We start from the raw sequence: 23,428 nt of genomic DNA, 5'->3' as shown, positions 1-23,428 counted from the left end.
CACATCGATCAGCGCCTTTGTGACGCCGGTCTCACGATAGGTGACAGGCGCTGCACGTGAAGGCTTTTTCGGTGAAATCAGGGGAAACCCTACGGTCGAGCTGGTCGTGAGACGGCACGGTGGGTGCGTCCCGAAGGACGCACCCACCGTGGGTTCTCCTCACCCAACCGGGAAGGAGGTCTCAGAGCCGCCTACTTGGCAGGCGTGGTGTTGACGGTGATCTTCGCGACGCCGACGAGGAGCTTGTCGGTGACGGCGTCGGTGCCGTAGGTCTCGTTCAGCAGACCGGCGGCGACGGGGGAGATGAAGACCTTCGTGCCCTCGAGGATCGCGGTCTCACCCTCGACCTGGAGCGGCTTGAGGGTCGCACCACGCAGCTGGAACAGGAACGCGTTGCGGACCACGGTCTTGCCGTTCACGGTCACGTCGCCGTAGACCCGCGAGATGCCGGGGTCGACGTTGAAGTTCGTCAGCTGCACCTGGATGCCGCCGGCGGTGAGCTTCAGGCCCGAGCCCTCGTGCTGGACCTGGCCGATGACGTAGGGCTTGACGGTGCCGGGCTTGAAGTAGGTGACGTTGCCGCCCGTGATCGGGAAGATCAGCGAGCCGTCCTCCAGCTTGGCGGTGCCGACGACGCCGGGCTCGAGCTTGAGCGAGGTGAGGGCGTCGGTGAAGCCCTTGTCGAGGGCGATCGCGGTGCTCTCACCGGACAGCGCGTTGATGCGAGCGACGGGCTTGGCGACGGCGGTCTTGGTCTCCGACGAGGAGCCGGCCGAGTCCGACGAGCTGCAGGCAGCCAGCGGGAGAGCCGCCACGGCGGCGAAGGCGATACCGGCGAACATCTTCTTGCGAGAGCTGATGGAGCTCATGGGATCCACATCCTTTTGATGTTGTGTTGACGTGCGGTGAAGTTGGGGGGCTTACACCTGTTCTTCGCCACGGTCGGGGGGTGTGGATTGGTGGGGGGTCGGGGAGGCCTGCTCTGGAGGGTCTGTTTTCTGCTGCGGTTGCAGGGTTTAGGTGTCCGTGAGATTTGTTGCTGCGACGGCCCCGAACAGCGCTCTCAGCGAGGCGGAGGACCGGCGTGGAGGCGGTGTCGGAGCCGATGACGGGATCCCTTGCTGGAGGCGGCCGGTGGCGGCTGCGCCGCGGTGGGCCGCCTCGGTGAGGGGCCCACTCGATTCCCGTCATCGGGCGAGACGCGCTTCGCGCGTGAGAGCCGATGACGGGAATCGAACCCGCATATCTTGCTTGGGAAGCAAGCGCTCTACCACTGAGCTACATCGGCGAGACGCCTTGCGGCGTCGGTCCCACCTTATCCACGTCGTGACGATCCCATGACGACGTGCGCCCCGGGAGGTCGACGGCGTCGACCAGTGACATGCTCGGAGCATGACCGAGATCGCCCGCCCTGACGTCGCCGTGATCGGCGGCTCCGGCTTCTACACGTTCCTCGAGGATCCCCGGGAGGTCGAGGTCGAGACGCCGTACGGCAAGCCGTCGGCCCCGATCGCGATCGGCACCGTCGAGGGGCGGTCCGTGGCGTTCCTGCCGCGGCACGGGGCCCATCACGACTTCCCCGCGCACCGGGTGCCCTATCGCGCGAACCTCTGGGCGCTGCGGAGCCTGGGCGTCCGCCAGATCCTTGCGCCGTGCGCGGTCGGCGGCCTGCAGCTGGCCTACGGACCCGGCACGTTCGTGGTCCCCGACCAGCTGGTCGACCGCACGACGAGCCGTGTCCAGACCTACTTCGACGAAGGTGCGTGCCACGTGTCGTTCGCCGACCCCTACTGCTCGCGCCTGCGCGGTCACCTGATCGAGGGGCTCGCCGACCACGAGCCGGTCGACGGCGGCGCGATGGTCGTCATCGAGGGTCCGCGGTTCTCGACTCGGGCAGAGTCGAAGTGGTACGCCGACCAGGGCTGGGCCGTCGTCAACATGACCGGTCACCCGGAGGCTGTCCTGGCCCGCGAGCTGGCGCTCTGCTACGCCACCGTGGCCCTGGTGACCGACCACGACGCCGGCGTGGACGAGGCGTCGGCGGTCAGCATGGACGCCGTCTTCGAGGTGTTCGCCGAGCACACCGGCACCCTGAAGCAGGTGCTCGCCGGCGTCGTCGCGGGCCTCGGCAGCGATCGCGACTGCGCGTGCTCGCACGCGGTCGACGGCATGGACCTGCCGATCGTGCTTCCGGGCGAGGACGACGCGTGAGGATCCTGCTGACGGGCGCGGCCGGGTTCATCGGCACCCACATCGGCGAGATCGCCCGCGAGCGCGGTCACGAGGTCGTCCAGCTCGACATGTTCCTTCAGAAGGCTCACGGCCCCGGATTCCGCCCCGAGGGCTTCGCGCTGCTCGACCTGCGCAGCGACCCGCTCGACGGCATCCTCGAGGGCATCGACGTCGTGTGTCACCAGGCCGCGATGGTCGGCAACGGTGTCGACGCGCAGGACCTGCCCGACTACGCCGAGCACAACGACGCCGGCACGGCACGGCTGCTCGCGGCGATGGCACGCGTCGGGGTCAAGGACCTGGTGCTCGCGTCGTCGATGGTCGTCTACGGCGACGGTCGCTACACCTGCCCCACCGACGGCGACGTGCCTCCGGCCGTTCGACGCGACGACGACCTCGAGGCCGGCCGGTACGACCCGCGCTGCCCCGTGTGTGGCGGCGACATCACGTGGCGGCAGATCGGTGAGGACACACCCTTCCTGCCGCGCACGAGCTATGCCGCGTCGAAGGTCGCCCAGGAGCACTACGCCTCCGCGTGGTGCACGTTGGAGGACGCCCGGACGATCGCGCTGCGCTATCACAACGTCTACGGACCGGGCATGCCTGCGGACACCCCGTACGCCGGCGTCGCCGCGATCTTCCGCTCGGCGATCGCCCGCGGCGAGGCGCCGAAGGTCTTCGAGGACGGGCAGCAGGTCCGCGACTTCGTCCACGTGCGGGACGTCGCCCGGGCCAACGTGCTCGCGATCGAGCAGGTGCGTGACCACCCGTCGGGCCTGACGCCCTACAACGTCGCGTCCGGCACCACGTTCACGATCGGGCAGATGGCCGCGACCCTGTCGGCCGCCGCGGGTGGTGAGGCGCCGGTGCTGACGGGTGACTACCGCAGGTTCGACGTCCGCCACGTCGTCGCGTCACCGGACGCCGCGCGTCGAGGCCTGGGCTTCGAGGCCCAGATCGGGCCGGAAGAGGGTCTCGCCGCCCTGGCGACCGACCCGCTCCGCACGCGCTGACGGGCCCCTCCCGAGATTTTGGGCAGTTGTGTACGAGTCAGGCGACTCGAGACAGCAACAAGTGCCCAAAAACTGGAGTGGGGTCTGGGTGGGGTCTGGGTGGGGGCTGGCGAACGGGGCTCAGCGAGCCTTTCGTCCTGCGACGCTTCGCTGGTCGACGCCTTCGGCGTGAGTCGCTCCCGCTCCGCTAGCGCGCCTGACCGCTCGCTCGCAGGGCTCGCTCGGGTCAGGCGGGTCAGGCGGCCGGGAGTCGGATCTCGAACTCGCAGCCCTGGTCGCGGTTGCGGACGGCGATCCTGCCGGCCTGGGCGTCGAGCAGGCCCCGGGCGATCGCGAGGCCCATCCCGGCGCCCTGTCCGTCGCTCTCGCGGGCGTCGGTGCCGCGGTAGCCCATGTCGAAGACCTTCGTGAGGTCGACGTCGGGGATGCCGCCGCAGGCGTCACCGACGCGCAGCCACACCTCGCCGGCGTCCGACCCGAGCGTGACCCGGACGACCTCGCCCTCGGGGGTGTGGCGCACCGCGTTGGCCAGCAGGTTGCGCAGCACCCGGACGAGCTCGGGAGCGGCGCCGACCGCGAGCGTCCCGTGGGGCTGCCCGTCGACCTCGACCGTGACCCCGTGCTTCTCGGCCATCGCCCGCACGCCGTCGACGGCCGTGCGCACGACGTCGTCGACGGTGACGGGGCCGACGTCGAGCATCAGGGTGCCGGCGTTGATCTGGGACATCTCGAACAGGTCACCGACCATCGAGGCCAGGCGCATCGTCTCGATGCGGATGAGCTGCGCGTACTGCTTGACGTCGTCGGGCGACGACACGACGCCGTCCTCCAGCGCCTCGGTCATGGCCTGGACGCCCGCGAGCGGCGTGCGGAGGTCGTGGCTCAACCACGCCAGCAGCTCGCGCCGCGACCGCTCGGCGCTGCGCTCGCGCTCGAGCGCCTCCCGCTCCCAGACGCTCCGGCGGGCGATCGACCGTCCGAGCAGGACGGCGCTCGGCACGCTGACGACGGTGACCGCGAGCCAGACCAGGGCCGTGCGCCGCAGCTCGGCGGTGAACATGAACTGGCTCGTGCCGACGACGCCGACGATGATCGCGACCGGAGGGACGAGCGTGAGCAGGACGATCGACAGCGTGAGCGCACGTCGACGCAGGGCATAGAGGGCGAACGCGCCGACTCCCACGACCGCGAGCGACCCGAGGAGCCCGATGACGATCGAGCTGGCGGCGGAGGACGTCATGGGGTCGGGTCCCACCGGTAGCCGAGGCCGTAGACGGTGACGAGCCGGGTGGGCTCGGCCGGGACCGGCTCGACCTTGCGCCGCAGCCGCTTGACGTGGACGGTCACGGTCGAGTGGTCGCCGTACTCCCAGCCCCACACCTGCTGCAGCAGGTCCTCACGGCTGAAGACCTGGTGCGGGTGGCGGAGCAGGAAGTGCAGCAGGTCGAACTCGCGGGTCGTGAGCGGCAGCGGGGCGCCGTCCTGCAGCGCCTGGCGGGAGACCGGGTTGAGCGTCAGGTCGCCGTCGGTCAGCAGGCCGGCGACCGGACGCGGACCGGCGGGGACGAGGCTGCGGCGCAGCACCGAGCCGACCCGGAGCGTGACCTCCTTGGCGCTGAACGGCTTGGTGACGTAGTCGTCGGCGCCGCTCGTGAGCCCGGCGATGCGGTCGTCGGTCTCGCCGAGCGCCGTCAGCATGATGATCGGGACGGACGACCCGTCCTCGACCCGCAGGTGCTCGCAGATCTCGAGGCCGCTCATGCCCGGGAGCATCACGTCGAGCACGATCAGGTCGGGCTCGAGGTCGCGGGCCGCGGCCAGTCCAGCCGGCCCGTCGGCCGCCACCGTGACGTCGTAGGACTCCTGCTCGAGATAGCGCCGCAGCACGTCGCGCACGGCGAGGTCGTCCTCGACCACGAGGACGTGAGGCAGGTCGCCGAGCGTCATGCTCACCACCTTGTCAGCAACAGCTGCTGGGCGCAGAGCGCAAGGACGACCTGCGAGAGCAGCAGCGGTCGGTGCCACCGCCCCGGCAGGAGGGACGGGAGGGTGACGACCCAGATCGTGAACGGCAGGAAGATGCGCTCGACCTCGGCCTTGCTCATGCCCGACAGCGTGGCGACGGCGATCGTGAGCAGCGCGGCCGCGGCCAGCTGGACGAGGACGTTGGTGCGGAAGGCCTTCGCGGCGTAGGGGAACGCGGCCCATACGGCGAGGCCGACCGTGAACGTCCACGCGGCGATGTCGCCCCACACCCAGTACGAGTAGGCCCGCTCCGACGCGATGCCGGCGTAGTAGCGCTCGCGCAGGACCGGGTAGGCCTCCCACCAGGCGAACCCGCCGAGGGTGAACAGGGCCGCGACGACGCCCGCACCGCCGAGGGCCCAGGGCAGGGGGCGCCACGTGCGGGCGATGATCAGCACCGCGACGGCGAGGATGCCCAGCAGCACCAGCCCGTACGACAGGTAGACGCAGTAGCCCAGCAGCACGCCGGCACCGATCGCCGGCAGCACGCGTCGGTGGACGGCGGCGACGGCCAGCAGCGCGAGTCCCCAGGCCGCGACGGCGGTGAAGACGGCGTCGCCGTTGACGCCCATCCACACGGCGCTGGGGGCGAGGACGATCCACGGCATCGCCGACCGGGCCAGCTGCTCGGAGCCGAGGGTGCGCAGCGTCAGCAGCACCGCCACGATCGCGGTGCTCGCGATCGTCACGCAGACGACGCCGATCCAGAACGGGTCGGTGATGCCGAGGCGGTCGATGCCGACGAAGTAGAGCAGCGCGCCGGGCGGATGACCCGCGACGTGGACGTACCAGTTGTCGGGGGCATCGAACGGGATCCGGTCGACGAACGTCTGCAGCATCGTGTGGATCGACCCGACCGACTGGGCGTCGTAGACGTACTCCTGACGCCGTTCGAAGACGCGGGCGAGCCCGTCGGTGCCCTCGGTCAACGCCAGGGCCATGATCCACAGCCAGGTCGCGGTGAAGCCGGTCAGCAGCACGGCCCGCCAGGGCGCGCTGCGGGCCAGTCGAGGAAGCAGGAGCACCAGCACGAGCCCCAGGACGACGGCGGGGACGGTCAGCACGCCGATGCGGGGGTCCCAGTCGGCGTGCAGCGGGGGCCAGTGCACCCGGACGTCCTCGTCGAGCAGTCGGGGGACGACCATCGACGCGACGACCAGCAGCAGGCCGACCCCGGCTGACGTGGCGGCAGCGCGCGGTGAGGCGAGGAGTCGGGGCACGTCCCTCAGACTAGGACGCGGGCGCACGTGAGGCTCGTCGCGACGATCGGACGTCACAGGTCGGTCACCTCCAAGATCGTGCGACCAAGCGCCGCGGGCCCTAGTTTCGAATCATGACCATGAGCACCTGCGACGTCGTGATCCCGTGTCGGGACGAGGCTGCAGCCCTGCCCACGGTCCTGCGGACGATTCCTGACGGGTGGAACGTCATCGTCGTCGACAACGGATCGACCGACGGGACGGCCGACGTGGCCCGGTCCCTCGGCGCCCGGGTGGTCACCGAGACGCAGCCCGGCTACGGCTCGGCGGTCCACGCCGGGATGCTCGCGGCCGACGCCGAGTTCGTCGCCGTCATGGACGGTGACGCGTCGATGCAGTTGTCCGAGCTGGTGCCGATGCTGGACGCCGTGCGGTCGGGGCAGGTCACGATGTCCGTCGGTCGCCGTCGTCCGGTCGCACGGGGGGTGTGGCCGTGGCACGCACGGCTCGGCACCCATCTGCTCGCGACCTGGATCCGCCGTCGCAGCGCCTTCCCCATCCACGACCTGGCCCCCATGCGCGTGAGCCGCCGCGACGACCTGCTCGCACTGGACGTGCAGGATCGCCGTTTCGGCTATCCGCTCGAGCTCATGCTGCGGGCCTCGCGTGCCGGGTGGACCGTGCACGAGACCGACGTGACCTACGACCGTCGCGCCGCCGGCACGAAGTCGAAGGTCTCCGGCTCCGTCAAGGGCACGGCGCGGGTCATCCACGACTTTGCGAAGGTGCTGCGATGACGACCCCGACCCTTCTCGTCGTGGCCAAGGCTCCCGTCCCGGGGCAGGCCAAGACCCGCATCGCCCGGACGATCGGCGACCAGGCGGCAGCAGAGGTCGCCGCCGCGGCGCTGCTCGACACCCTCGCGACTGCCGCTGCCGTCGGCTGGCCGCTCGTCATCGCGATGACGGGCGACCTGACGGCAGCCGCGGCAGGAGACGAGATCGCCGCGGTGCTCGAGCCGCTGACCGTCGTCCAGCAGCGGGGCGAGAGCTTCGGCGAGCGCCTCGCGCACGCCCACACCGATGCGGATGCCGGCCACGGTGTCGTGCAGGTCGGCATGGACACCCCGCAGCTGATGGTCGCCGACTACCTCGACGCCGGTCGCACGGTCGAGCTCGGCAGCCGGGTGATCGGCCCGGCCGACGACGGTGGCTGGTGGCTGCTCGGCCTGCCAGACGCGTCGGCCGCGCAGGCGCTCGTCGGCGTCCCGATGTCGCAGGACGACACCGGTGCGCTGACCGAGAAGGCGCTCGGCGGCGACCTGATCCGCCTGCGCACGGTGCGCGACATGGACACGTGGGACGACGCACTCGAGATCGCCCGCGAGATCCCGATCTCGCGCCTGGCCGACACTGTCAGCGGCATCGTCCAGGCGATGGCCGACGACGGCCCGGAGGTCGGCGCATGAGCATCGCCTTCGACGCCGTCAGCGCCTACGACGCTGCGTTCTCCGGCAAGTCCGCCCACTGGGTCGACCACGTCGGCCGGGCCGAGCCGTTCGAGGTCGGCCAGTGGTCGTCGGCCCCCGACTGGGTCGACCGCGAGCTCTTCATCGACCCCTGCGACGCCGCGACGATCGACGTGGGCTGCGGTCCCGGCCGCCTGGTCGCCGAGATCGCCGCCCGGCACGTCCTGGCGATGGGCATCGACGTCTCGACCGAGGCCGTCAGGCAGACCCGCGTCCGCGGTGCCCTGGCCCTGCGGCGCGACGTCTACAGCGCGATCCCGGGTGAGGGCCGCTGGGAGTACGCCCTGCTGGCCGACGGCAACCTCGGCATCGGCGGCGACCCCGTACGCCTCCTGTCACGGCTGCGCGACGTGCTGACGTGGGACGGCCGGGTGATCGCCGAGGTCGCCGAGCACGGCGCGGGCTTCGTGCGCGAACGTCGTCGCCTGCGGGTCGACGGACGGCTGTCGGCGGCGTTCGAGTGGGCCGTGGTCGGGCTCGACGCGATCGAGGCCGTCGCCGAGGCGGCGGGCATGCGCGTCATCAGCACCCAGTCGGTCGGAGGCCGTCACACGGCCATCATGAGCAGGACCGCGCCGTGAGACTCCCGACCGTCGAGGACATCGAGAAGCGGATCCCTCGACCCGACGACTTCGAGAGCCGTGCGCGCGGCACCCAGCTGACCGCACGGGTCGGCACGGCGCTCGGCCTATGCTTCGGCATCTGCTTCCTGACCGGCATGTGGAGCCACTTCCAGTACTCCACGCCGGGCTGGCTGACGCTGAGCCCCAACCCGACCCAGCTCTATCGCTGGACCCAGGGCCTCCACATCATCTCGGGCACGGCAGCGATACCGCTGCTGCTCGTCAAGCTCTGGTCGGTCTTCCCGCGGCTGTTCATCCGACCGCCGAAAGGCGGCCGGGCGCTGGTCGTCGAGGGCCTCGAACGAGCCTCGATCGCCGCGCTGATGGGCTCGTCGTTCTTCCTGCTCGCGAGCGGGACGCTCAACATCATCGGCTGGTACCCGTGGGAGTTCAGCTTCCGTCGCACGCACGAGGCCGTCGCCTGGGTCGCGATCGGCTCGCTGCTGGTGCACATCGCGGTCAAGCTGCCGGTCATCCGCCGGGCGCTGGGCGAGCCGATCGACCACGACGACGACCACCACCTCGACCCTGACGCGCCGACCCGCCGGTCCGTGCTCCGCGGGGCGTTCATCGCCTCCGGGCTCGCGGTCGTCCTCACCGCCGGGCAGACCGTCCCGTGGCTCCGCAAGGTGTCGGCCTTCTCGGTGCGTCCCGGCGACGGCCCTCAGGACCTCCCGGTCAACCGCACCGCGAAGGGCGCCGGCACCGCGACCACGGCGCTCGACCCGGCGTGGCGGCTGCAGGTCACGGTCGGCGACCGCACGGTGTCGTTGACGCGCGACGACCTGCTGGCGATGCCGCAGAGCACACACCGGCTGCCGATCGCGTGCGTCGAGGGGTGGAGCCGCAGCGCCGTCTGGTCCGGCGTGCCCGTGCGCGATCTCATCGCCCTGGCCGGCGCCGATCCCGACTCCGACGTCGTCGTGCGGTCGTTGCAGACCAAGGGTGCCTTCGGCTCGTCCCGCGTCGTCGGCAACGTCGTCCGTGACGATCGGACGATGCTGGCCCTGACGCTCAACGGCGAGACGCTCGACATCGACCATGGCTACCCGTGCCGCCTGATCGCCCCCAACCGGCCGGGCGTCTTCCAGACCAAGTGGGTCAACGAGCTCGAGGTCCGGGCATGAGGGCGACCCGGGCGCTCCTGCTGCTGACCGGTGTCGGGTTCGGCCTCTGGGGCGTCTGGCTCATGCGTGACTTCACCCGTGAGCAGCTGACTTCCGAGGCGTTCTGGCTCGCGGGCGGCGTGGTGCTGCACGACGTGATCCTCGCCCCGGTCGTGGTGGTGCTCGGCTATGGCGCGTCCCGCCTGCTCCCGGGCCACTTCCGCAGCGGGGCCGCCACGGCGTTCCTGGTCTGGGGCACCCTGACGGTCACGTTCCTGCCCGTCCTCAGCGGGCAGGGTGGCAAGCCCGGCAACGACACCGTCCTGGGCAAGCCCTACGTCCTCAGCTGGATCGTCATGACCCTGCTGCTGGCCGGCTGGGCCGTCGGCGGTGCGCTCTGGCGGCGTCGGCGGCGACCCGTCGAGGTCACCGCCGAGCCGTAGACGCTCAGAGCGGCGAGTTGCAGTAGACCCGTGCCCCGACGATCGCGATCTCGCTGGTCGTGTCGGACCCCGGGAAGTCGGCGAGGAACGACAGGTCCTTCGTGGTGTCGAGCGAGATCGTGACGGAGCGGCCGTCGGTCAGACGGCCGACCGTGTAGGTCGCGAAGAACGCGAGGAAGGCGTCGCTGAGCGTGACGCTGCCGTGCTCGGCGGCCGAGCTGACGTCGACGCCGATCGTCCCGCTGAACCGGGTGCACTCGCCGGTCGAGGTCGTGAAGCTGGCCGGCGAGCCCTCCGTCACCAGGAGCGCCCCGCGGTGCAGGCTGCCGTTGATGGAGGTGTCACCAAACGTCGCGACGTCCTTGTAGGACTGCAGGCTCTTCCACTGGAAGACATCGAGCGACCCGGAGTAGGCGACGCCCTTGCCGTGGCCGGAGCCGGCCGACTTGATCACGCGGAACAGGCGCGGACCGCCGTCGGTGGGCTTGTAGGACTTCTTGTAGCGACCGGTGCTGCTCAGCTTGGCGGTGCCGATCTTCTGCCACGGCTCGTCCAGGCTCGCGCTCCTGGTGTAGAGCGCGACGGTCTTGCCCTTCACCGCTCCGCCGGTCACCCGCCCGGAGAGGCTGGCCGACTGGCCGAGCGTGATCGCGGACTGGGCGATCGTCACGGTGACCTTGTACGGAGAAGCGGCGGTGGCCGGCGCCATCGCAGTGGTCACGGCCGTGGCCGTGAGGGCGATCGCGACGGCGACGCGGATGAGGGTGCGCATGGGTGTCCTTTCTCGACGACACCCGGGACGTTATGACGTTGCGGCGGTGCAGGGTCGAGATCGGGACAACGGGAGGGGAAACCCTACGTCAGCTCCAGCGTCATGAAGACGCTCCACGGGTCGAGCACGTAGTCGGCGAACGGCTCGCACGGCGTGAAGCCGTGGCGGGCGTAGAGCGCCCGGGCCGGGTCGAACGGCGGGTTGGAGCCGGTCTCGAGGCTGACCCGCTCGAAGCCACGGTCCTTCGCGGCCGTCAGCAGGTGCCGCAGGACGACCTCGCCGACGCCCTGGCGCCGGAAGTCATCCGCGACCCGCATCGACTTGATCTCGGCGTGCTGCGGGTCGATCTCCTTGAGGGCTCCGCACCCGGCGATCCGGCCGTCGGACCAGACGCTCCAGAACGTGACGTCGGGCCCGGACAGGCGGGCCACCGGCATCGCGTGGACGCTCTCGGCCGGGGTGTGGGAGGCCATCTCGGCCAGGTGCTGCTCGAGCAGGGCGACGACCTCGCCACCGGTCAGATCGTCCTCGAGGATCGTGTAGTCGCTCACGCCTCGATTGTCTCGAACCGGTCGGGCGGCCCGACCACCCGGTGGTGGAGATGGAAGACACCGCAGTCGAACCGGTCGACCGCCACGAGCTCGAGGTCGACGCGGACGTCGTCGGGCAGCCACGAGGTGCCGCCGCCGACGACGACGGGGCACACGATCGCATGGATGTCGTCGACCAGCCCGGCCGCGACGGCCTGGCCGCCGAGCTCGGCCCCGCCCACGAGGACGTCCCGGTCAGAGGCGGCGACCAGCGCGCGGACCGTCTCGGGGTCGAAGTCGCGCTCGATCCGGGTGCGGGCGCTGCCCGGCTCGGCCAGCGTGCGGGAGTAGACGATCTTGTCGGCGGCCCGCCACAGCTGCGCGAAGTCACGCATCACGGGCTCGGGATCATCCATGGTCTCCCAGGCGACCATCACGTCGTAGAGACGCCGGCCATAGAGGTGCGTGCCGATCGGTCGCAGCAGGTCGTTGGTGAACGCGTGGACCTGCTCGTCGGGCCTGGCCCAGTCGAAGCGGCCGTCCCGGTCGGCGACGTAGCCGTCGAGGGAGGTGATGACGGAGTAGACGAGCCGACCCATGTGGTGACGGTAGCCGTACCTCGTGGCGTTCCATAGGTTAGTTTCGACTCGTGCTCCTCTCAGACCGCGACATCCTTGCCGAGATCGAGGCCGGCCGCGTGGCCCTCGACCCCTTCGACCCGGGGATGATCCAGCCCTCGAGCATCGACGTCCGGCTCGACAAGTTCTTCCGGGTCTTCGACAACCACAAGTACCCGCACATCGACCCCGCGGCCGACCAGTCCGACCTGACCCGCGAGGTCGAGGTCGAGGGCGAGGACGCGTTCATCCTGCACCCGGGCGAGTTCGTGCTCGGGTCGACGTACGAGCTCGTGACCCTGCCCGACGACATCGCGGCCCGCCTCGAGGGCAAGTCGTCGCTGGGCCGACTGGGCCTGATGACCCACTCGACGGCCGGCTTCATCGACCCCGGGTTCTCGGGGCACGTGACGCTCGAGCTCGCCAACGTCGCGACGCTGCCGATCAAGCTCTACCCGGGCATGAAGATCGGGCAGGTCTGCTACTTCCGCCTGACGTCTCCCGCCGAGAACCCCTACGGCTCGACCAAGTACGGCTCCCGCTACCAGGGTCAGCGCGGCCCCACGGCGTCCCGCTCCCACGCCAACTTCCACCGCACCACCATCTGACCCCACCCCCCCGGCCCCGCGAGTGGCGCAGATGTGATGGAAATGGACGGCGAGTCGTCGGTTATTGCGCCACTCGCGGAGCGGTTTGCGCCACTCGGCGATCGGTAGGCTGACGGGGTGACGATCCCCCTGAGCATCTCGCCCGCCGTGAAGTCCGCGCTCGAGGAGGGATGGCCCGTCGTCGCGCTGGAGTCGACGATCATCTCGCACGGGCTGCCGCGTCCTGACAACCTCGAGGCGGCCCGCCGGTTCGAGCAGCTGCTCACCGACATGGGTGTCGTGCCGGCGACGATCGCGGTGCTCGACGGCGAGCTCAAGGCGGGCCTGACCGACGACGAGCTCGTCCGGGTGGCGAGCGAGGACATCCCCAAGCTGAGCGTGCGTGACCTGCCGATCGCCCTGGCCCGCGGCGGCAGCGGTGCCACGACGGTGGCGGCGACGTCGTCCATCGCCCACATCGCGGGCATCCGCGTCTTCGCGACCGGCGGCCTCGGCGGCGTGCACCGGGGGGCCTCCGAGACGTTCGACGAGTCCGCCGACCTGACCGTCCTGTCGCAGGTGCCGATCACGGTCGTGTCGGCCGGGGTCAAGTCGATCCTCGACATCCCCGCGACCCTCGAGCGGCTCGAGACGCTGAGCGTGCCGGTGCTCGGCTACGGCACCACCCGGTTCCCGAGCTTCTGGCTGACCGACTCCGGCCACGAGCTCGACTGGTCGGTGCCCGACGCCGCGGCGGTCGCCGACGTCATGGCGGCCCGCGACGCCCTCGGCCAGCAGGCTGGCATCCTGGTCGCCAACCCCCTGCCGGTCGAGCAGCAGCTCGACCCCGCGGTGCACGACCGGGCCCTCGCCGACGCCCTGCGGATGGCCGACGAGCAGGGCCTGTCGGGCAAGGAGGTCACCCCCTTCCTGCTGCTGACGATCGTCGGACTGACCGGCGGTGAGAGCCTCGCGGTCAACCTCAAGATCGCCGAGAACAACATCCGCGTCGCCGGCGAGATCGCGCTCTCGTGGGCGGGACGCTGACGTGATCCTCGTCGTCGGTGACCTCGTCGACGACATCGGCGTCCGTCCGCTGGGCCGGGTCAACGCCGCGAGCGACACCGTCTCGGAGATCCGCATGACGGCGGGCGGCTCGGCCGCCAACGTCGCTGCATGGCTCGGTCACCTCGGCGCCCCGGTCCGGTTCGTCGGCCGGTGCGGTGCAGACGGAGTCGACCGACACACCGCGGCCCTCACCGCCTACGGAGTCGACACACGCATCACCGGCGACCCCGACCTGCCGACCGCCACGATCGTGCTGACCCTCGACGACGCGGCGGACCGCACGATGTACGTCGACCGCGCGGCCAACACGACGCTCACCGCCGAGCACGTGCCGGCCGACGTGTGGGACGACGTGACGTGGCTGCACCTGACCGGCTACTCGTTCTTCGACGACGGCGTGCGGCCCGTCGCGCTGGGTCTCGTCGCGGAGGCGCGGCGTCGCGGGGTGGGGGTCAGCATCGACCCCAGCTCGCTGGGGTTCCTCGAGGCCGCCGGCCGCGAGACGGTGCTGGGGTGGCTGTCGGGCGCCGACCTGGTGCTGCCCAACGAGGACGAGCAGCGGTTCCTGCAGCTCACCGGTGACGGCGTGGTGCTCACGCTGGGTGCCGCGGGTGCCGTGCTCGGCGACCACCGGGCGGCGGCGGTCGAGGCCGACGTCGTCGACACGGTCGGTGCCGGCGACGCGTTCGCGGCGGGCTTCCTCAGCCGGTGGGTCGACGACCGGGACGCTGCCGCGGCCCTGCGCGCTGGGGTCGAGTCGGCCGGCGCGTGCGTGGCCGTCCGCGGAGCACGCCCGGTCGTCTAGGCCAGGAACTCGACCATCGCGGCGGCCAGCTCGGGCGCCCCGGAGGCACCGAAGTGGTCGCCCGGCACCTGGACGAACCGCGCGTCGGGCAGCAGCTCGGCGAGGCGTCGCCCCGACTCGGGATCGTCCTCGGACCCCTCGACCACCAGCATCGGCACGCGGATGTCGGCGATCGCAGCCCGGGGGATGTCGGCCGGGGTGTCGAGCACGCGGAGCAGCGCGACCGGGTCGCCACCGACCTTCTTGAGGAATCCCTCGAGCAGCCAGTCGCGCGATCCCCACGCGTGGCGGCCAAGATTGTCGAGCACGTGCCGGAACCGGTCGCCCGCCCCGGCGGCGTGCATGAGCTGCTCGAACCCCGCGCCGCCGACGACCGCCCTCCGCGGGGTCGCGCCGTGCGTCAGGGCGCTGATGACGGTGCGCGCGCCGAGCGAGTAGCCGGCGAGGTCGTAGTCGTCGAGCCGCAGGTGCTGGACGAGGGCGAGCAGGTCGTCGGCGAGGACGTCGGGCGGGTAGGCCCAGCCCGAGTGCAGCTTGGCGCTGTCGCCGTGCGCGCGCAGGTCGACCATGACGACCCGGTGCCCGTGCGCCGCGAGCAGCGCGGCGTGCCCGCTGGAGACCCAGGCCCGGCTGCCGGTCGTGAAGAAGCCGTGCAGCAGCACGAGCGGTCGCCCGGAGCCCGTCTCGCGATAGGCCAGGCGCACGCCGTCACGCCCGCGGAAGAACTGGGTCGCAGGTGCTGCGGTCACGGCGTCAGGTCGCGGGTGCGCGGCGGATCGGCGCCCGGGCGTGAGCAGGTGATCGCTGCGGCGCTCGAGGCGTACATCGCGAGATCGCGCAGCTCGGTCGCGTCGAGCTCGGCCGCCGACGGCCAGTCGTACGTCGCGCACCACGACAGGATCGCCGCCATGAACGAGTCGCCGGCGCCGATCGTGTCGACCAGCCTCACCTCGGCCGGCGGCACCGTCACGACCTCGTGGCCGGCGGCGACGACCGCACCCTCGCCGCCGAGCGTGACGGCGACGATGCCGCCGTCGGCTGCCAGTCGTCGCACGAGGTCGGCGGGCGCCTCGTCCGGGAAGAGCGCCGCGGCGTCCTCGTCGCTCATCTTGACGATCGCCGCGTGCGGGGCGATCGTCTCGAACACGCGCCGCCAGACCGCGGGATCGGGGTCGACCGTGAGCCTGACGTTGGGGTCGTACGAGACGGGGATGCCGAGGGCGTCGGCGCTGACGACGAGATCCGCGACGAGCGACGCCCCGGGCTCGAGCGACGTGCCGAGCGACCCGACGTGGATCGCCTCGAAGTCGGCGGGATCGGGCAGGGTGGCGGGGTCCCAGGTCAGGTCGAACTGATAGCTCGCGCTGCCGTCGTCGGCGAGGGTCGCCACGGCCGACGACGTGCGCTCTGGCGTCGGGTCGAGGGCCACGAGCTCGACGTCGGAGTCGTGCAGGTGGACGCGGAGCAGGTCGCCGTAGGCGTCGGGGGCGACCTGGGCGGCCAGACGGGTCGGGACGTCGAGACGGGCCAGGCCGACCGCGACGTTGAACGGGGAGCCGCCGGCGTGGGGCTCCGGGTCACGGCCGTCGCGCTGGACGACGTCGACGAGAGCCTCGCCGATCACGAGGACCGTCATGACGCGGCCCCGAGCGTCATGGCCGGGCTCGGCGACAGCGGCAGGTCGGGCAGCGTCAGCGCGTTGAACGCGTGGTAGGCGTCGGGCTTGCCGCGCCAGGTGCGGGTCGACTGCCGCATGGACGGTGCGAGCTCGTGGTGCCACGAGCCGGTGGTGTCGTCCACGAAGTGCGCAGCGATCTCGGACCACCAGCGGGAGGCGAGGCCCGCGTAGAGGGCCTTGCCGGTCGCGGTGTGCAGGGCCTCGGCGGCGAGCACGGCCTCGGAGATGACCCAGTGGAAACGCTCGCGCACGATCGGCTCGCCGTGCCAGTCGGTCGTGTAGGCCAGGCCCGGGGTGTCGTCCTCGGCGGTGTCCTCGACGGCCTGGGCGAACAACGCCTCGGCGGCCTCGCGCATCCACGGCTTCGGGTCGTCGAGACCGGCCTCGAGCTGCAGGATCAGGCGGGACCACTCGAACGCGTGCCCCGGGGTCGCGCCGAACGGCCGGAACGGGTCGGCCGGGCTCTCGAGGTTGAACTCCGGCACCGGCGTCCAGTCGTGGTCGTAGTGCTCGGGGATGCGCCAGCCGTGCGAGCGGGCGTGGATGCCGATGATCCGCTCGCAGATCGCGAGGGCGCGCTGCTCCCAGACCGGCTGTCCGGTCACGTCGGCGGCGAACAGATAGGCCTCGACGGTGTGCATGTTGCTGTTGGCGCCGCGGTAGTTGTCGACCTTCGTCCAGTCCTCGCTGATCTCCTCGACGCAGCGACCGGACTCGGCGTCCCAGAAGTGCCGGGCGTGGACGTCGGCGGCCTCGTCGAGCAGGGCCTTCGCCCCCTCGGCCCCGGCGCGGACGGCCACCGTCGCGGCGAGCAGGACGTGGGCGTGGCCGTAGCAGCGCTTGTCGGTGTCGGCCGGGACGCCGTCGAAGTCGACCTCGTCGTACCAGCCGCCGTTGACGTCGTCGTGGAAGAGGGTCGACAAGGCGGTGACCCCGTGCTCGACGAGCCGCAGCACGTCGCTGGCACCCGCCAGGTGGGCCAGCGCGAAGACGTACGTCATCCGGGCGTTGATCCACAGCTCGAGGTGCTTGTCGGGGTCGGGGTTGCCGCTGTCGTCGAGCCAGATGAAGCCGCCGTCGGATCGTTCTGACCGGCGGGCGAACGCGAGCAGGTCCGCTCTGGCCGAGTGTCGCCAGGTCGCGCTTCCGGGTGAGTCGTCGGTCATGGCACCACGGTATCCGCGTTCGGGGCGGTCGCGGGTCAGGGTCGGGTCAGGGGAGGTCAGGGGTCGTTCCCCGATGCCGGGACAGTCCCCCGGCCGCCAGGCTGGAGCCATGACTTCACACCAGACGGCGGGGCGGTCGGCATGATCCGCGCCCAGGCACTCACCAAGACGTACGGCGACCGCACCGCGGTCAACGGCATCGACTTCACGGTCGAGCCCGGTCGCGTCACCGGCTTCCTCGGCCCCAACGGCGCCGGCAAGTCCACGACGATGCGCATGATCCTCGGCCTGGACGCGCCGACCAGGGGAACGGTGACCGTCAACGGCCACCGCTACGGCTCCTCGCCCGCCCCGCTGCGCGAGATCGGCGCGCTGCTCGAGGCCCACGCGATCCATCCGGGCCGCTCGGCCCGCGACCACCTGCGCTGGATGGCCGCGAGCAACGGCATCCGGACCACCCGCGTCGGCGAGGTGCTGGAGCAGGTCGGCCTCGACACCGTGGCCGGTCAGCGAGCCGGCCGGTTCTCGCTCGGCATGGGCCAGCGGCTCGGCATCGCGTCGGCGCTGCTGGGCGATCCGCCGGTCGTGGTCCTCGACGAGCCCGTCAACGGGCTCGACCCCGAGGGCATCCGATGGGTGCGGCAGCTCGCGCGACAGCTCGCCGACGAGGGACGGACGGTCTTCGTCTCGAGCCACCTGATGTCGGAGATGGCCCTGATGGCGGACCACCTCATCGTCATCGGCCGCGGCACGATCCTCGCTGACTGCTCGATGCAGCAGTTCATGACCGATCACGCCGCGTCGTACGTCCGTGTGAAGGCCCCGCAGTCCACGGACGTCGAGTCGCTGCTCGTGGGACGAGGCCTCGAGGTCAACCGCGTCGACGACGAGATCCGGGTCCAGGGGCTGGATGCGGCGGCGATCGGCGAGCTCGTCGGCTCGAACGGCCTGCTGCTCCACGAGCTGACCCTCGTGCGGTCGTCGCTCGAGGACGCGTTCATGGCCCTGACCGCCGACAGCGTGGAGTACCACGCCGAGGCCCAGCCGAAGGCGGTCGCGGCATGACCGCCCAGGTCGAGGCGGCGCCCGAGCTGAAGACTGCGCCTCCGGCCCGGGTCGGCTTCACGGCAGTGCTGCGCTCCGAGCGGATCAAGCTGACGAGCGTCCGGTCGACGTGGTGGACCGTGGTCGCCCTGGTCGTGCTCGGCGCGGGTCTGACGACGGCCCTGTGCTGGGGCAACGCCGAGTGGCTCGCCAGCGGTGACGCCGACGAGGCGCCGGGCTCGTTCATCACCGTCGGCATGACGCTCGCGCAGGTCTGCGCGTTGGTGCTCGGCGTGCTGACGGCGAGCTCGGAGTACGGCACCGGGATGATCCGGACGACGCTGGCGGCCACTCCCGTGCGCGGCAGGGTCCTGCTCGCCAAGGCCGTCCTGGTGGCAGCGGTGCTGATGGTCGCCGGGACGGTGACCGCGCTGCTGGGCTACGCCGGCGGCAACTACTTCCTCGACCGTGAGGGCATCGGCCTCGCGCTGGAGGGCGACGTCGCCCGCGCGATGTACGGCAGTGGTCTCTTCCTCGCAGGTCTGGGCGTCCTCGGTGTCGCGGTCGGCTTCCTGGTGCGCCACACGGCTGCCGCGATCTCGATCGTGCTGGCCCAGATCTTCGTCGTCGAGGCCTTGGTGGGTCTGATCCCCGGCAGCGTCGGCGACTGGGCTGCGAAGCTCATGCCGGGCAACGCCGGTCTCCAGATCGCCAGCCCGACGACGTTCATCCCCGACATGCTCGACCCGTGGCCCGCGTTCGGGGTGTTCTCCCTCGAGGTGGCGGCGCTGCTGGTGCTGGCGTGGCTGATGCTGCGTCGCCGCGACGCCTGAGTCGTCGACCGGGCCGCCGTCACCTTCACCTGGAGGTGGCGGCGGCCTTGATGATGTCGGCGTGGGTGGCGCCCGGGGCGACGGCAGCACGCAGGACGTCCTGCAGCAGGTCACCCTGACGGTCGAAGTCATCCTCGAAGCCGACCAGCGCGATGCTGGTGGGCGCCCCTGCTGCCCCGGCGCTCCACGGCAGGGCGATGCACGCGCAGCCGGGGATGGTCCACCCGTGCTCGGTGACAGGCTCGCCCGAGCGGGCGGCGTCGACCAGGGCGATGACGGCCTGGGCGTCGGCAGGTGTCGAGGCGGTGACGGGTGCCCAGGTGTCGCCGTCGAGCATCGCGGCGACCTCGTCGTGCGGGGTCTGGGCGAGCAGCGCGATGCCGGCAGCGGTCAGCCACGTGCGCTGAACAGGCGCGCCGGACTCCGTGAGCGGCTGGTAGGGCGGCGGCACGGTGGCCGCGATAGACACCATCGACGACGACTGCAGCTGCGTCACGATCGCAGCGATCGTCGTGATGCCGCTGAGCAGGCGCGCGATCTCGTCGGCCCGCCGGGCGAGCTCCAGCTGCTCGTGGGGAGCCCCGAAGGCCGCCGATCGGGCGCCGAGGCGGTAGAGGCCGCCCATCCGGACGATCCAGCCCTCGGACTCCATCGCCGCGAGGGTGCGGGACACGCCGCCGTGGTCCGCGCCGATCGTGCGGGCCAGGTCGGCCTGACGGATCGGTCCCTCGGCGATGAGCTCGAGCATCTGCAGGGCCCGCAGTGCGCTGGACGACATGGTGCCGACCCTAGTCCGTCGTCAGCACGACGCGTCCTCGGCGGAGCTGGAGGTGAACGTGATCGGGATGCGGCTCGACCGCTGCGACTCGTCGGCCGGGTGTCGGGCGACGAGATCGGCCGACCAGCTGCGGTCGGCCAAGGACGCGCAGGCCCTGATGCGGATCGTGCAGCTGCCCCCGGGTGCGGTGGCGGGTGCGTAGACGTCGTTGATCGCGTCGTAGAGGACCGTGCCGCACTTGGCCGGATAGCCGTTCGGCGCCGACCAGCCGTCGGGGGAGTCGACCTCGATGCCTCCGTCGGGCGTGCCGGGATCGGGCTCGATCCGGAACACGGGGAGCGCGTCGCGGTCGCCGACGTTGGTGACGGTCACGTACCGGTAGCGCGTGGAACCGGGTGAGGCGTTGCTGAACGAGCTCGAGGCCGGCTGCGTCTCGAACCCGCCCCAGTAGCCCTGGCTGGTCGACGAGACGCTCACCGGGAAGTAGGCGAGGACGTCTTGCGCTCCCTCGATCCGGATCCAGCCGGGGCGGTTGGCTCCGCCCCGGGCCACGGGGTCGGTCATGCCGATGGCGATGTCGCACGACGCCCCGGCCGCGATCGAGCTGCCGCACGGACTCGCCAGGTCGACGCCCAGGATCGGCCCGGACTGCAGGACGCCCCAGAAGTCGCCCTGGCTGTCGTCGAACTGGCACGGCCCCGCCGTGATCTGCGAGATGCCCGTCGCGGCGTTCGTCCCGGTGTTGGTCACGGTGACGACGGTGTGCGGCGGCGTGTCGTCGGTGAGGTAGTCCCACTCGACCCCCACCGACGGAGCAGCCCAGGGCACGGCGCCGCTCGTCGTGGGCGCGACCGAGAACGTCACCCCGGCCGGCGGCGCCTGGATGCCGTTCGCGTACGGGCGCAGGGCCAGGGCACCGGAGCAGACCGAGGCCACACCGCCGGAGGGGCCGGTGGTCGGTGCGGGCGGCGCGCCCCGGGTGAACGTCTTCCAGACCCGGCAGTTGGCCTCGCTCGACTCCCTGACCTGGGCGGAGGTGTCGGCGCAGACGATGAGCCGCCACGTCCCCGCCGCCACCGTCGCGGGCAGGCTGCCCTGCAGCGTCTTGGTCGTCGACTGCCCCCTGCGCAAGGACCTGGTCGCCTCGCGGTCGAGCCGCTTGTCGCTGCTCGACCTGTTGCCGTCGCGGGAGAGGTAGAGACCCGTCTGGCTCTCACCGGCCGTCTTCCTGCCGGCGTTCTTGACGACGGCCCTGACCCGCACCGTGGCGCCGTCGGCGCTGGAGTAGGTGCTGGTGGACGTGCTCGTGACCTGGAGGTTGGGGCGGTCCGCAGCCGCGGCCGGGCCCGACAGCGTCGTCATGCCCAGCAGGGCGGAGGCGGTCAGCAGCAGGGCACAGCGCGCGGTGGTCTTCATGGACGGTCCTCGAGGTGGGTCTGCCGCTGGTACGGCAGGTCTCGTGACCAGAGTGCACGACATGGCGCCGTAGCGCCATGGTTTCGTGCAGAATCAGCACGTCAAGACGCGAGTGCCTACCGCACCACCGGGAGGGTCAGCGCCTGCCCGGTGGAGCCGGTCGTGATGCTGACGGCGTTCGGGACGAGCCCTCCGCGGTAGTTGGTCGACCCGCCGGCGACCACGAGCCGCAGCCGGTGCCCCTTCTCGAAGCGATGCACGAATGCGGGCATCGTGACGGTGAAGGGCTTGTTGACGTCGGCCACGCGGACGGGGGCGACGAGGTTGCGGACCAGGGTGGCCGAGCCGGTCGCGTCGACGTCGAGGATCTTGGCGAACAGCACGAGCTGCCCGGTCGGGCCGGTCGCCTGGGTGAGCGCGGCGGTCGGCGAGCTGACCTTGAGCGTCAGCCGCGGGGATCCGACGACGTCGAGCGGCGTCGTGAGCCCGCCGGTCGTCCAGCTCGCGGTCGTGCCGGGCAGGTCGGCCTCGGGCAGGGGCAGCGCGTCGCCAACGACGTCGAGCGGGTCGCTGGAGGTCGGCACGCCGGCGAGGGGGGTGACGAAGCTCTGGGTGCCGACGGCCGGCGTCGCCGAGGTCGTCAGGGACGAGCCCGAGAGGCGGTAGGTCGTGGAGGTGCCGACCGGGAAGGACGACGTCGAGGCGTAGGCCGGCGTCGCGATGCCGGTGTAGGGCACCCAGTCGCGGAAGTAGGAGAACTCCGGACCCGTGCTGACCGACGAGCCCTTGAGGTAGTGGTCGAGCCAGTCGGCGGCCCGGCGCGAGACGTGCTCGGTCGCCGGGTCCGGCGACCCGAAGGTCAGCTCACCGGGCGCGTTGGCGCCGGAGTGGCCGCCGTTGATCCAGATCATCTTGGTCGGGGTGCCCTGCTTCTGCAGTGCGGCGTACGTCGCGATCCCCTCGTTGAGGTTGAAGAGCGTGTCGCTCTGCCCCTGGATGACCAGCGTCGGGACGGTCACCTTCTTGACGTAGCTCGCGACCGACGCGTGCCGCAGGTGACCGGTGGTCGCCGGGTCGACCGTGCCGGTGAGGCCGGCCGTGACGAGCGCCGGGCAGACGAAGGCCGCGAAGTTGGGGCAGCCCACCAGCCGTCCCGGGTCGGTCGGGAGGTTCTGGAGCCCGTCGGCGATGCCGAGGCCGGAGAAGCCGAGCGCCCAGATGAGCTTCGCGGCACCGGGCGTCGAGGTGCTCACGCCCGAGGTCTGCGACGTGTTGTTGGGCGCCAGGGAGTACGAGAGGTCGTTCCACGTGATGATCGGGACGATCGTGTCGATCCGCTTGTCGATCGACGCGGCGGCGTACTGGACCTGCCCGCCGTAGGAGCCGCCGACCATGCCGACCCGCGGGTCGTTGGCCGACCGGATGCCGGCGTGGTCGACGCTGTCGCGCTGGACGACGGTGAGGGCGGGTGCGGCCTGCGTGTGGGCGGAGTCGGTGAACGCGATGCCTGACCGTCCGCCGAGATAGCTCACCAGCTGGCTGGCGGCCCGGCCGTCGATGTCGGGGTCGTCGAGGGTGATCCTGCAGCCGGACCCGCCGAAGCCCAGGCCGGAGTACGACAGCACGACGTAGCCTCGACGGGCGAAGGTCTGGCCGATGCCCGCCTGGTCGGCCTTGGACCCGCCGAAGCCGTTGGTCGTGAGGATCGCGGGTGCCCGCTTGCTCGACGTCGCGGTGGACGGCGTGTAGAGGTCGCCGACGATGTCGCAGGTCTGGTCGCCGGCGGCGCCGACCTTGACCTTGAAGTGCAGGGGCGTGACCGTCACCGTCGTGGCCGCCTGGGCGGTCTGCGTCGTGGCGGCGAGGCTGCCGGCGGCGATCGCGGCCGCGGCGACCAGGGGGAGGACGTGGCGGTTCCGGCGCATGCTGCTCCTGGGGCTCACGAGCAGGGCGTGCCCCCTACTC

25 protein-coding genes and 1 tRNA gene are annotated in these 23,428 nt (G+C 71.4%); 12 read left to right on the top strand and 14 right to left on the bottom strand.

From position 1 onward, the window contains the following. Positions 1 to 191: 191 nt before the first annotated feature. Both HQK15_RS03120 and HQK15_RS03115 read right to left on the bottom strand, forming a co-directional pair. Positions 192 to 869, bottom strand: a complete 678-nt coding sequence (locus HQK15_RS03120) for a hypothetical protein (protein WP_173489954.1) — start codon at positions 867 to 869, stop codon at positions 192 to 194. Positions 870 to 1,217: 348 nt separating this feature from the next. Beyond that, positions 1,218 to 1,288: transfer RNA gene (locus HQK15_RS03115), tRNA-Gly, on the bottom strand. Positions 1,289 to 1,392: 104 nt separating this feature from the next. On the opposite strand from HQK15_RS03115, the gene HQK15_RS03110 reads away from it, so the two are divergent. Both HQK15_RS03110 and HQK15_RS03105 read left to right on the top strand, forming a co-directional pair. Then, on the top strand, positions 1,393 to 2,211 hold the full coding sequence (locus HQK15_RS03110; RefSeq protein WP_173489953.1) for an S-methyl-5'-thioadenosine phosphorylase: 819 nt from the start codon (positions 1,393 to 1,395) through the stop codon (positions 2,209 to 2,211). Further along, entirely contained in the window at positions 2,208 to 3,245 is a 1,038-nt protein-coding gene (locus tag HQK15_RS03105; RefSeq protein ID WP_173489952.1) for an NAD-dependent epimerase/dehydratase family protein, read from the top strand. The genes HQK15_RS03110 and HQK15_RS03105 overlap by 4 nt, the downstream gene beginning before the upstream one ends. 235 nt (positions 3,246 to 3,480) lie before the next feature. Here the strand turns inward: HQK15_RS03105 and HQK15_RS03100 are convergent, their stop codons facing one another. Genes HQK15_RS03100 through HQK15_RS03090 form a run of 3 tightly spaced genes read right to left on the bottom strand, consistent with a single transcriptional unit; the run spans position 3,481 to position 6,490 of the window. After that, a complete protein-coding gene (locus HQK15_RS03100; protein WP_173489951.1) occupies positions 3,481 to 4,485 on the bottom strand; it encodes a sensor histidine kinase in 1,005 nt (334 codons plus the stop codon). Next, positions 4,482 to 5,192: a response regulator transcription factor gene (locus HQK15_RS03095; protein WP_173489950.1), complete on the bottom strand. Its 711-nt coding sequence runs from the start codon at positions 5,190 to 5,192 to the stop codon at positions 4,482 to 4,484. The genes HQK15_RS03100 and HQK15_RS03095 overlap by 4 nt, the downstream gene beginning before the upstream one ends. Before the next feature lie 2 nt (positions 5,193 to 5,194). Next, the gene (locus tag HQK15_RS03090) at positions 5,195 to 6,490 is read right to left on the bottom strand and encodes a hypothetical protein (RefSeq protein WP_367649043.1); all 1,296 of its coding nucleotides are present in this window, start codon (positions 6,488 to 6,490) and stop codon (positions 5,195 to 5,197) included. 113 nt (positions 6,491 to 6,603) lie between these two features. Between HQK15_RS03090 and HQK15_RS03085 the strand changes: the two genes are divergently transcribed. Genes HQK15_RS03085 through HQK15_RS03065 form a run of 5 tightly spaced genes read left to right on the top strand, consistent with a single transcriptional unit; the run spans position 6,604 to position 10,169 of the window. Next, on the top strand, positions 6,604 to 7,266 hold the full coding sequence (locus tag HQK15_RS03085; protein WP_217361328.1) for a glycosyltransferase family 2 protein: 663 nt from the start codon (positions 6,604 to 6,606) through the stop codon (positions 7,264 to 7,266). After that, positions 7,263 to 7,937 (top strand): TIGR04282 family arsenosugar biosynthesis glycosyltransferase, encoded by a 675-nt coding sequence (locus HQK15_RS03080; RefSeq protein WP_173489949.1) that lies wholly within the window; start codon positions 7,263 to 7,265, stop codon positions 7,935 to 7,937. Before HQK15_RS03085 ends, HQK15_RS03080 begins: the two co-directional genes overlap by 4 nt. Continuing rightward, positions 7,934 to 8,578 (top strand): class I SAM-dependent methyltransferase, encoded by a 645-nt coding sequence (locus HQK15_RS03075; protein ID WP_173489948.1) that lies wholly within the window; start codon positions 7,934 to 7,936, stop codon positions 8,576 to 8,578. Before HQK15_RS03080 ends, HQK15_RS03075 begins: the two co-directional genes overlap by 4 nt. After that, complete coding sequence (locus tag HQK15_RS03070) at positions 8,575 to 9,747, top strand: molybdopterin-dependent oxidoreductase (protein WP_367649042.1); 1,173 nt, start codon at positions 8,575 to 8,577, stop codon at positions 9,745 to 9,747. The genes HQK15_RS03075 and HQK15_RS03070 overlap by 4 nt, the downstream gene beginning before the upstream one ends. Continuing rightward, entirely contained in the window at positions 9,744 to 10,169 is a 426-nt protein-coding gene (locus HQK15_RS03065; protein ID WP_173489947.1) for a hypothetical protein, read from the top strand. The genes HQK15_RS03070 and HQK15_RS03065 overlap by 4 nt, the downstream gene beginning before the upstream one ends. Positions 10,170 to 10,173: 4 nt before the next feature. Here HQK15_RS03065 and HQK15_RS03060 read toward each other — a convergent pair whose 3' ends face one another. From HQK15_RS03060 to HQK15_RS03050, 3 genes are all read right to left on the bottom strand, one after another. Then, entirely contained in the window at positions 10,174 to 10,941 is a 768-nt protein-coding gene (locus HQK15_RS03060; RefSeq protein ID WP_173489946.1) for a hypothetical protein, read from the bottom strand. Between the two features lie 83 nt (positions 10,942 to 11,024). Next, positions 11,025 to 11,492: a GNAT family N-acetyltransferase gene (locus HQK15_RS03055; RefSeq protein ID WP_367649041.1), complete on the bottom strand. Its 468-nt coding sequence runs from the start codon at positions 11,490 to 11,492 to the stop codon at positions 11,025 to 11,027. Next, positions 11,489 to 12,070 carry a dihydrofolate reductase family protein gene (locus tag HQK15_RS03050; RefSeq protein ID WP_173489945.1) on the bottom strand — a complete coding sequence of 194 codons (582 nt, stop codon included), beginning with the start codon at positions 12,068 to 12,070 and terminating at the stop codon, positions 11,489 to 11,491. Before HQK15_RS03050 ends, HQK15_RS03055 begins: the two co-directional genes overlap by 4 nt. 50 nt (positions 12,071 to 12,120) lie before the next feature. On the opposite strand from HQK15_RS03050, the gene dcd reads away from it, so the two are divergent. The 3 genes from dcd to HQK15_RS03035 all read left to right on the top strand — a co-directional run bounded on the left by dcd (position 12,121) and on the right by HQK15_RS03035 (position 14,548). Further along, positions 12,121 to 12,696 carry a dCTP deaminase gene (gene dcd / locus HQK15_RS03045; protein WP_173489944.1) on the top strand — a complete coding sequence of 192 codons (576 nt, stop codon included), beginning with the start codon at positions 12,121 to 12,123 and terminating at the stop codon, positions 12,694 to 12,696. A 117-nt stretch (positions 12,697 to 12,813) separates the two neighbouring features. Next, positions 12,814 to 13,722, top strand: a complete 909-nt coding sequence (locus HQK15_RS03040) for a pseudouridine-5'-phosphate glycosidase (protein ID WP_173489943.1) — start codon at positions 12,814 to 12,816, stop codon at positions 13,720 to 13,722. 1 nt (position 13,723) lies between these two features. After that, the gene (locus HQK15_RS03035; protein WP_173489942.1) at positions 13,724 to 14,548 is read left to right on the top strand and encodes a carbohydrate kinase family protein; all 825 of its coding nucleotides are present in this window, start codon (positions 13,724 to 13,726) and stop codon (positions 14,546 to 14,548) included. Here the strand turns inward: HQK15_RS03035 and HQK15_RS03030 are convergent. The 3 genes from HQK15_RS03030 to HQK15_RS03020 are packed head-to-tail and all read right to left on the bottom strand — an operon-like array spanning position 14,545 to position 17,392. Next, positions 14,545 to 15,297, bottom strand: a complete 753-nt coding sequence (locus HQK15_RS03030) for an alpha/beta fold hydrolase (protein WP_217361327.1) — start codon at positions 15,295 to 15,297, stop codon at positions 14,545 to 14,547. The genes HQK15_RS03035 and HQK15_RS03030 overlap by 4 nt on opposite strands. Further along, entirely contained in the window at positions 15,294 to 16,184 is an 891-nt protein-coding gene (locus HQK15_RS03025) for a carbohydrate kinase family protein (RefSeq protein WP_173489941.1), read from the bottom strand. Before HQK15_RS03025 ends, HQK15_RS03030 begins: the two co-directional genes overlap by 4 nt. Continuing rightward, positions 16,181 to 17,392 (bottom strand): AGE family epimerase/isomerase, encoded by a 1,212-nt coding sequence (locus HQK15_RS03020; RefSeq protein ID WP_173489940.1) that lies wholly within the window; start codon positions 17,390 to 17,392, stop codon positions 16,181 to 16,183. The genes HQK15_RS03025 and HQK15_RS03020 overlap by 4 nt, the downstream gene beginning before the upstream one ends. A 141-nt stretch (positions 17,393 to 17,533) precedes the next feature. On the opposite strand from HQK15_RS03020, the gene HQK15_RS03015 reads away from it, so the two are divergent. Continuing rightward, a complete protein-coding gene (locus HQK15_RS03015; protein ID WP_173489939.1) occupies positions 17,534 to 18,457 on the top strand; it encodes an ABC transporter ATP-binding protein in 924 nt (307 codons plus the stop codon). Beyond that, the gene (locus HQK15_RS03010) at positions 18,454 to 19,269 is read left to right on the top strand and encodes an ABC-2 transporter permease family protein (RefSeq protein WP_173489938.1); all 816 of its coding nucleotides are present in this window, start codon (positions 18,454 to 18,456) and stop codon (positions 19,267 to 19,269) included. Before HQK15_RS03015 ends, HQK15_RS03010 begins: the two co-directional genes overlap by 4 nt. A gap of 25 nt (positions 19,270 to 19,294) precedes the next feature. Here the strand turns inward: HQK15_RS03010 and HQK15_RS03005 are convergent, their stop codons facing one another. From HQK15_RS03005 to HQK15_RS02995, 3 genes are all read right to left on the bottom strand, one after another. Then, positions 19,295 to 20,047 (bottom strand): MarR family transcriptional regulator, encoded by a 753-nt coding sequence (locus HQK15_RS03005; RefSeq protein WP_173489937.1) that lies wholly within the window; start codon positions 20,045 to 20,047, stop codon positions 19,295 to 19,297. A 21-nt stretch (positions 20,048 to 20,068) separates the two neighbouring features. After that, a complete protein-coding gene (locus HQK15_RS18755) occupies positions 20,069 to 21,463 on the bottom strand; it encodes a CARDB domain-containing protein (protein ID WP_173489936.1) in 1,395 nt (464 codons plus the stop codon). Positions 21,464 to 21,579: 116 nt separating this feature from the next. Next, positions 21,580 to 23,388, bottom strand: coding sequence for a CocE/NonD family hydrolase (locus HQK15_RS02995; protein ID WP_173489935.1), 1,809 nt, complete (start codon positions 23,386 to 23,388; stop codon positions 21,580 to 21,582). Positions 23,389 to 23,428 lie beyond the last annotated feature (40 nt).

Source organism: Aeromicrobium stalagmiti (genome assembly GCF_013283745.1).
Classification (GTDB): Bacteria; Actinomycetota; Actinomycetes; order Propionibacteriales; family Nocardioidaceae; genus Aeromicrobium; species Aeromicrobium stalagmiti.
The sequence above is the reverse complement of the archived record's forward strand: the minus strand, read 5'-3'. Positions and strand labels throughout refer to the sequence as shown.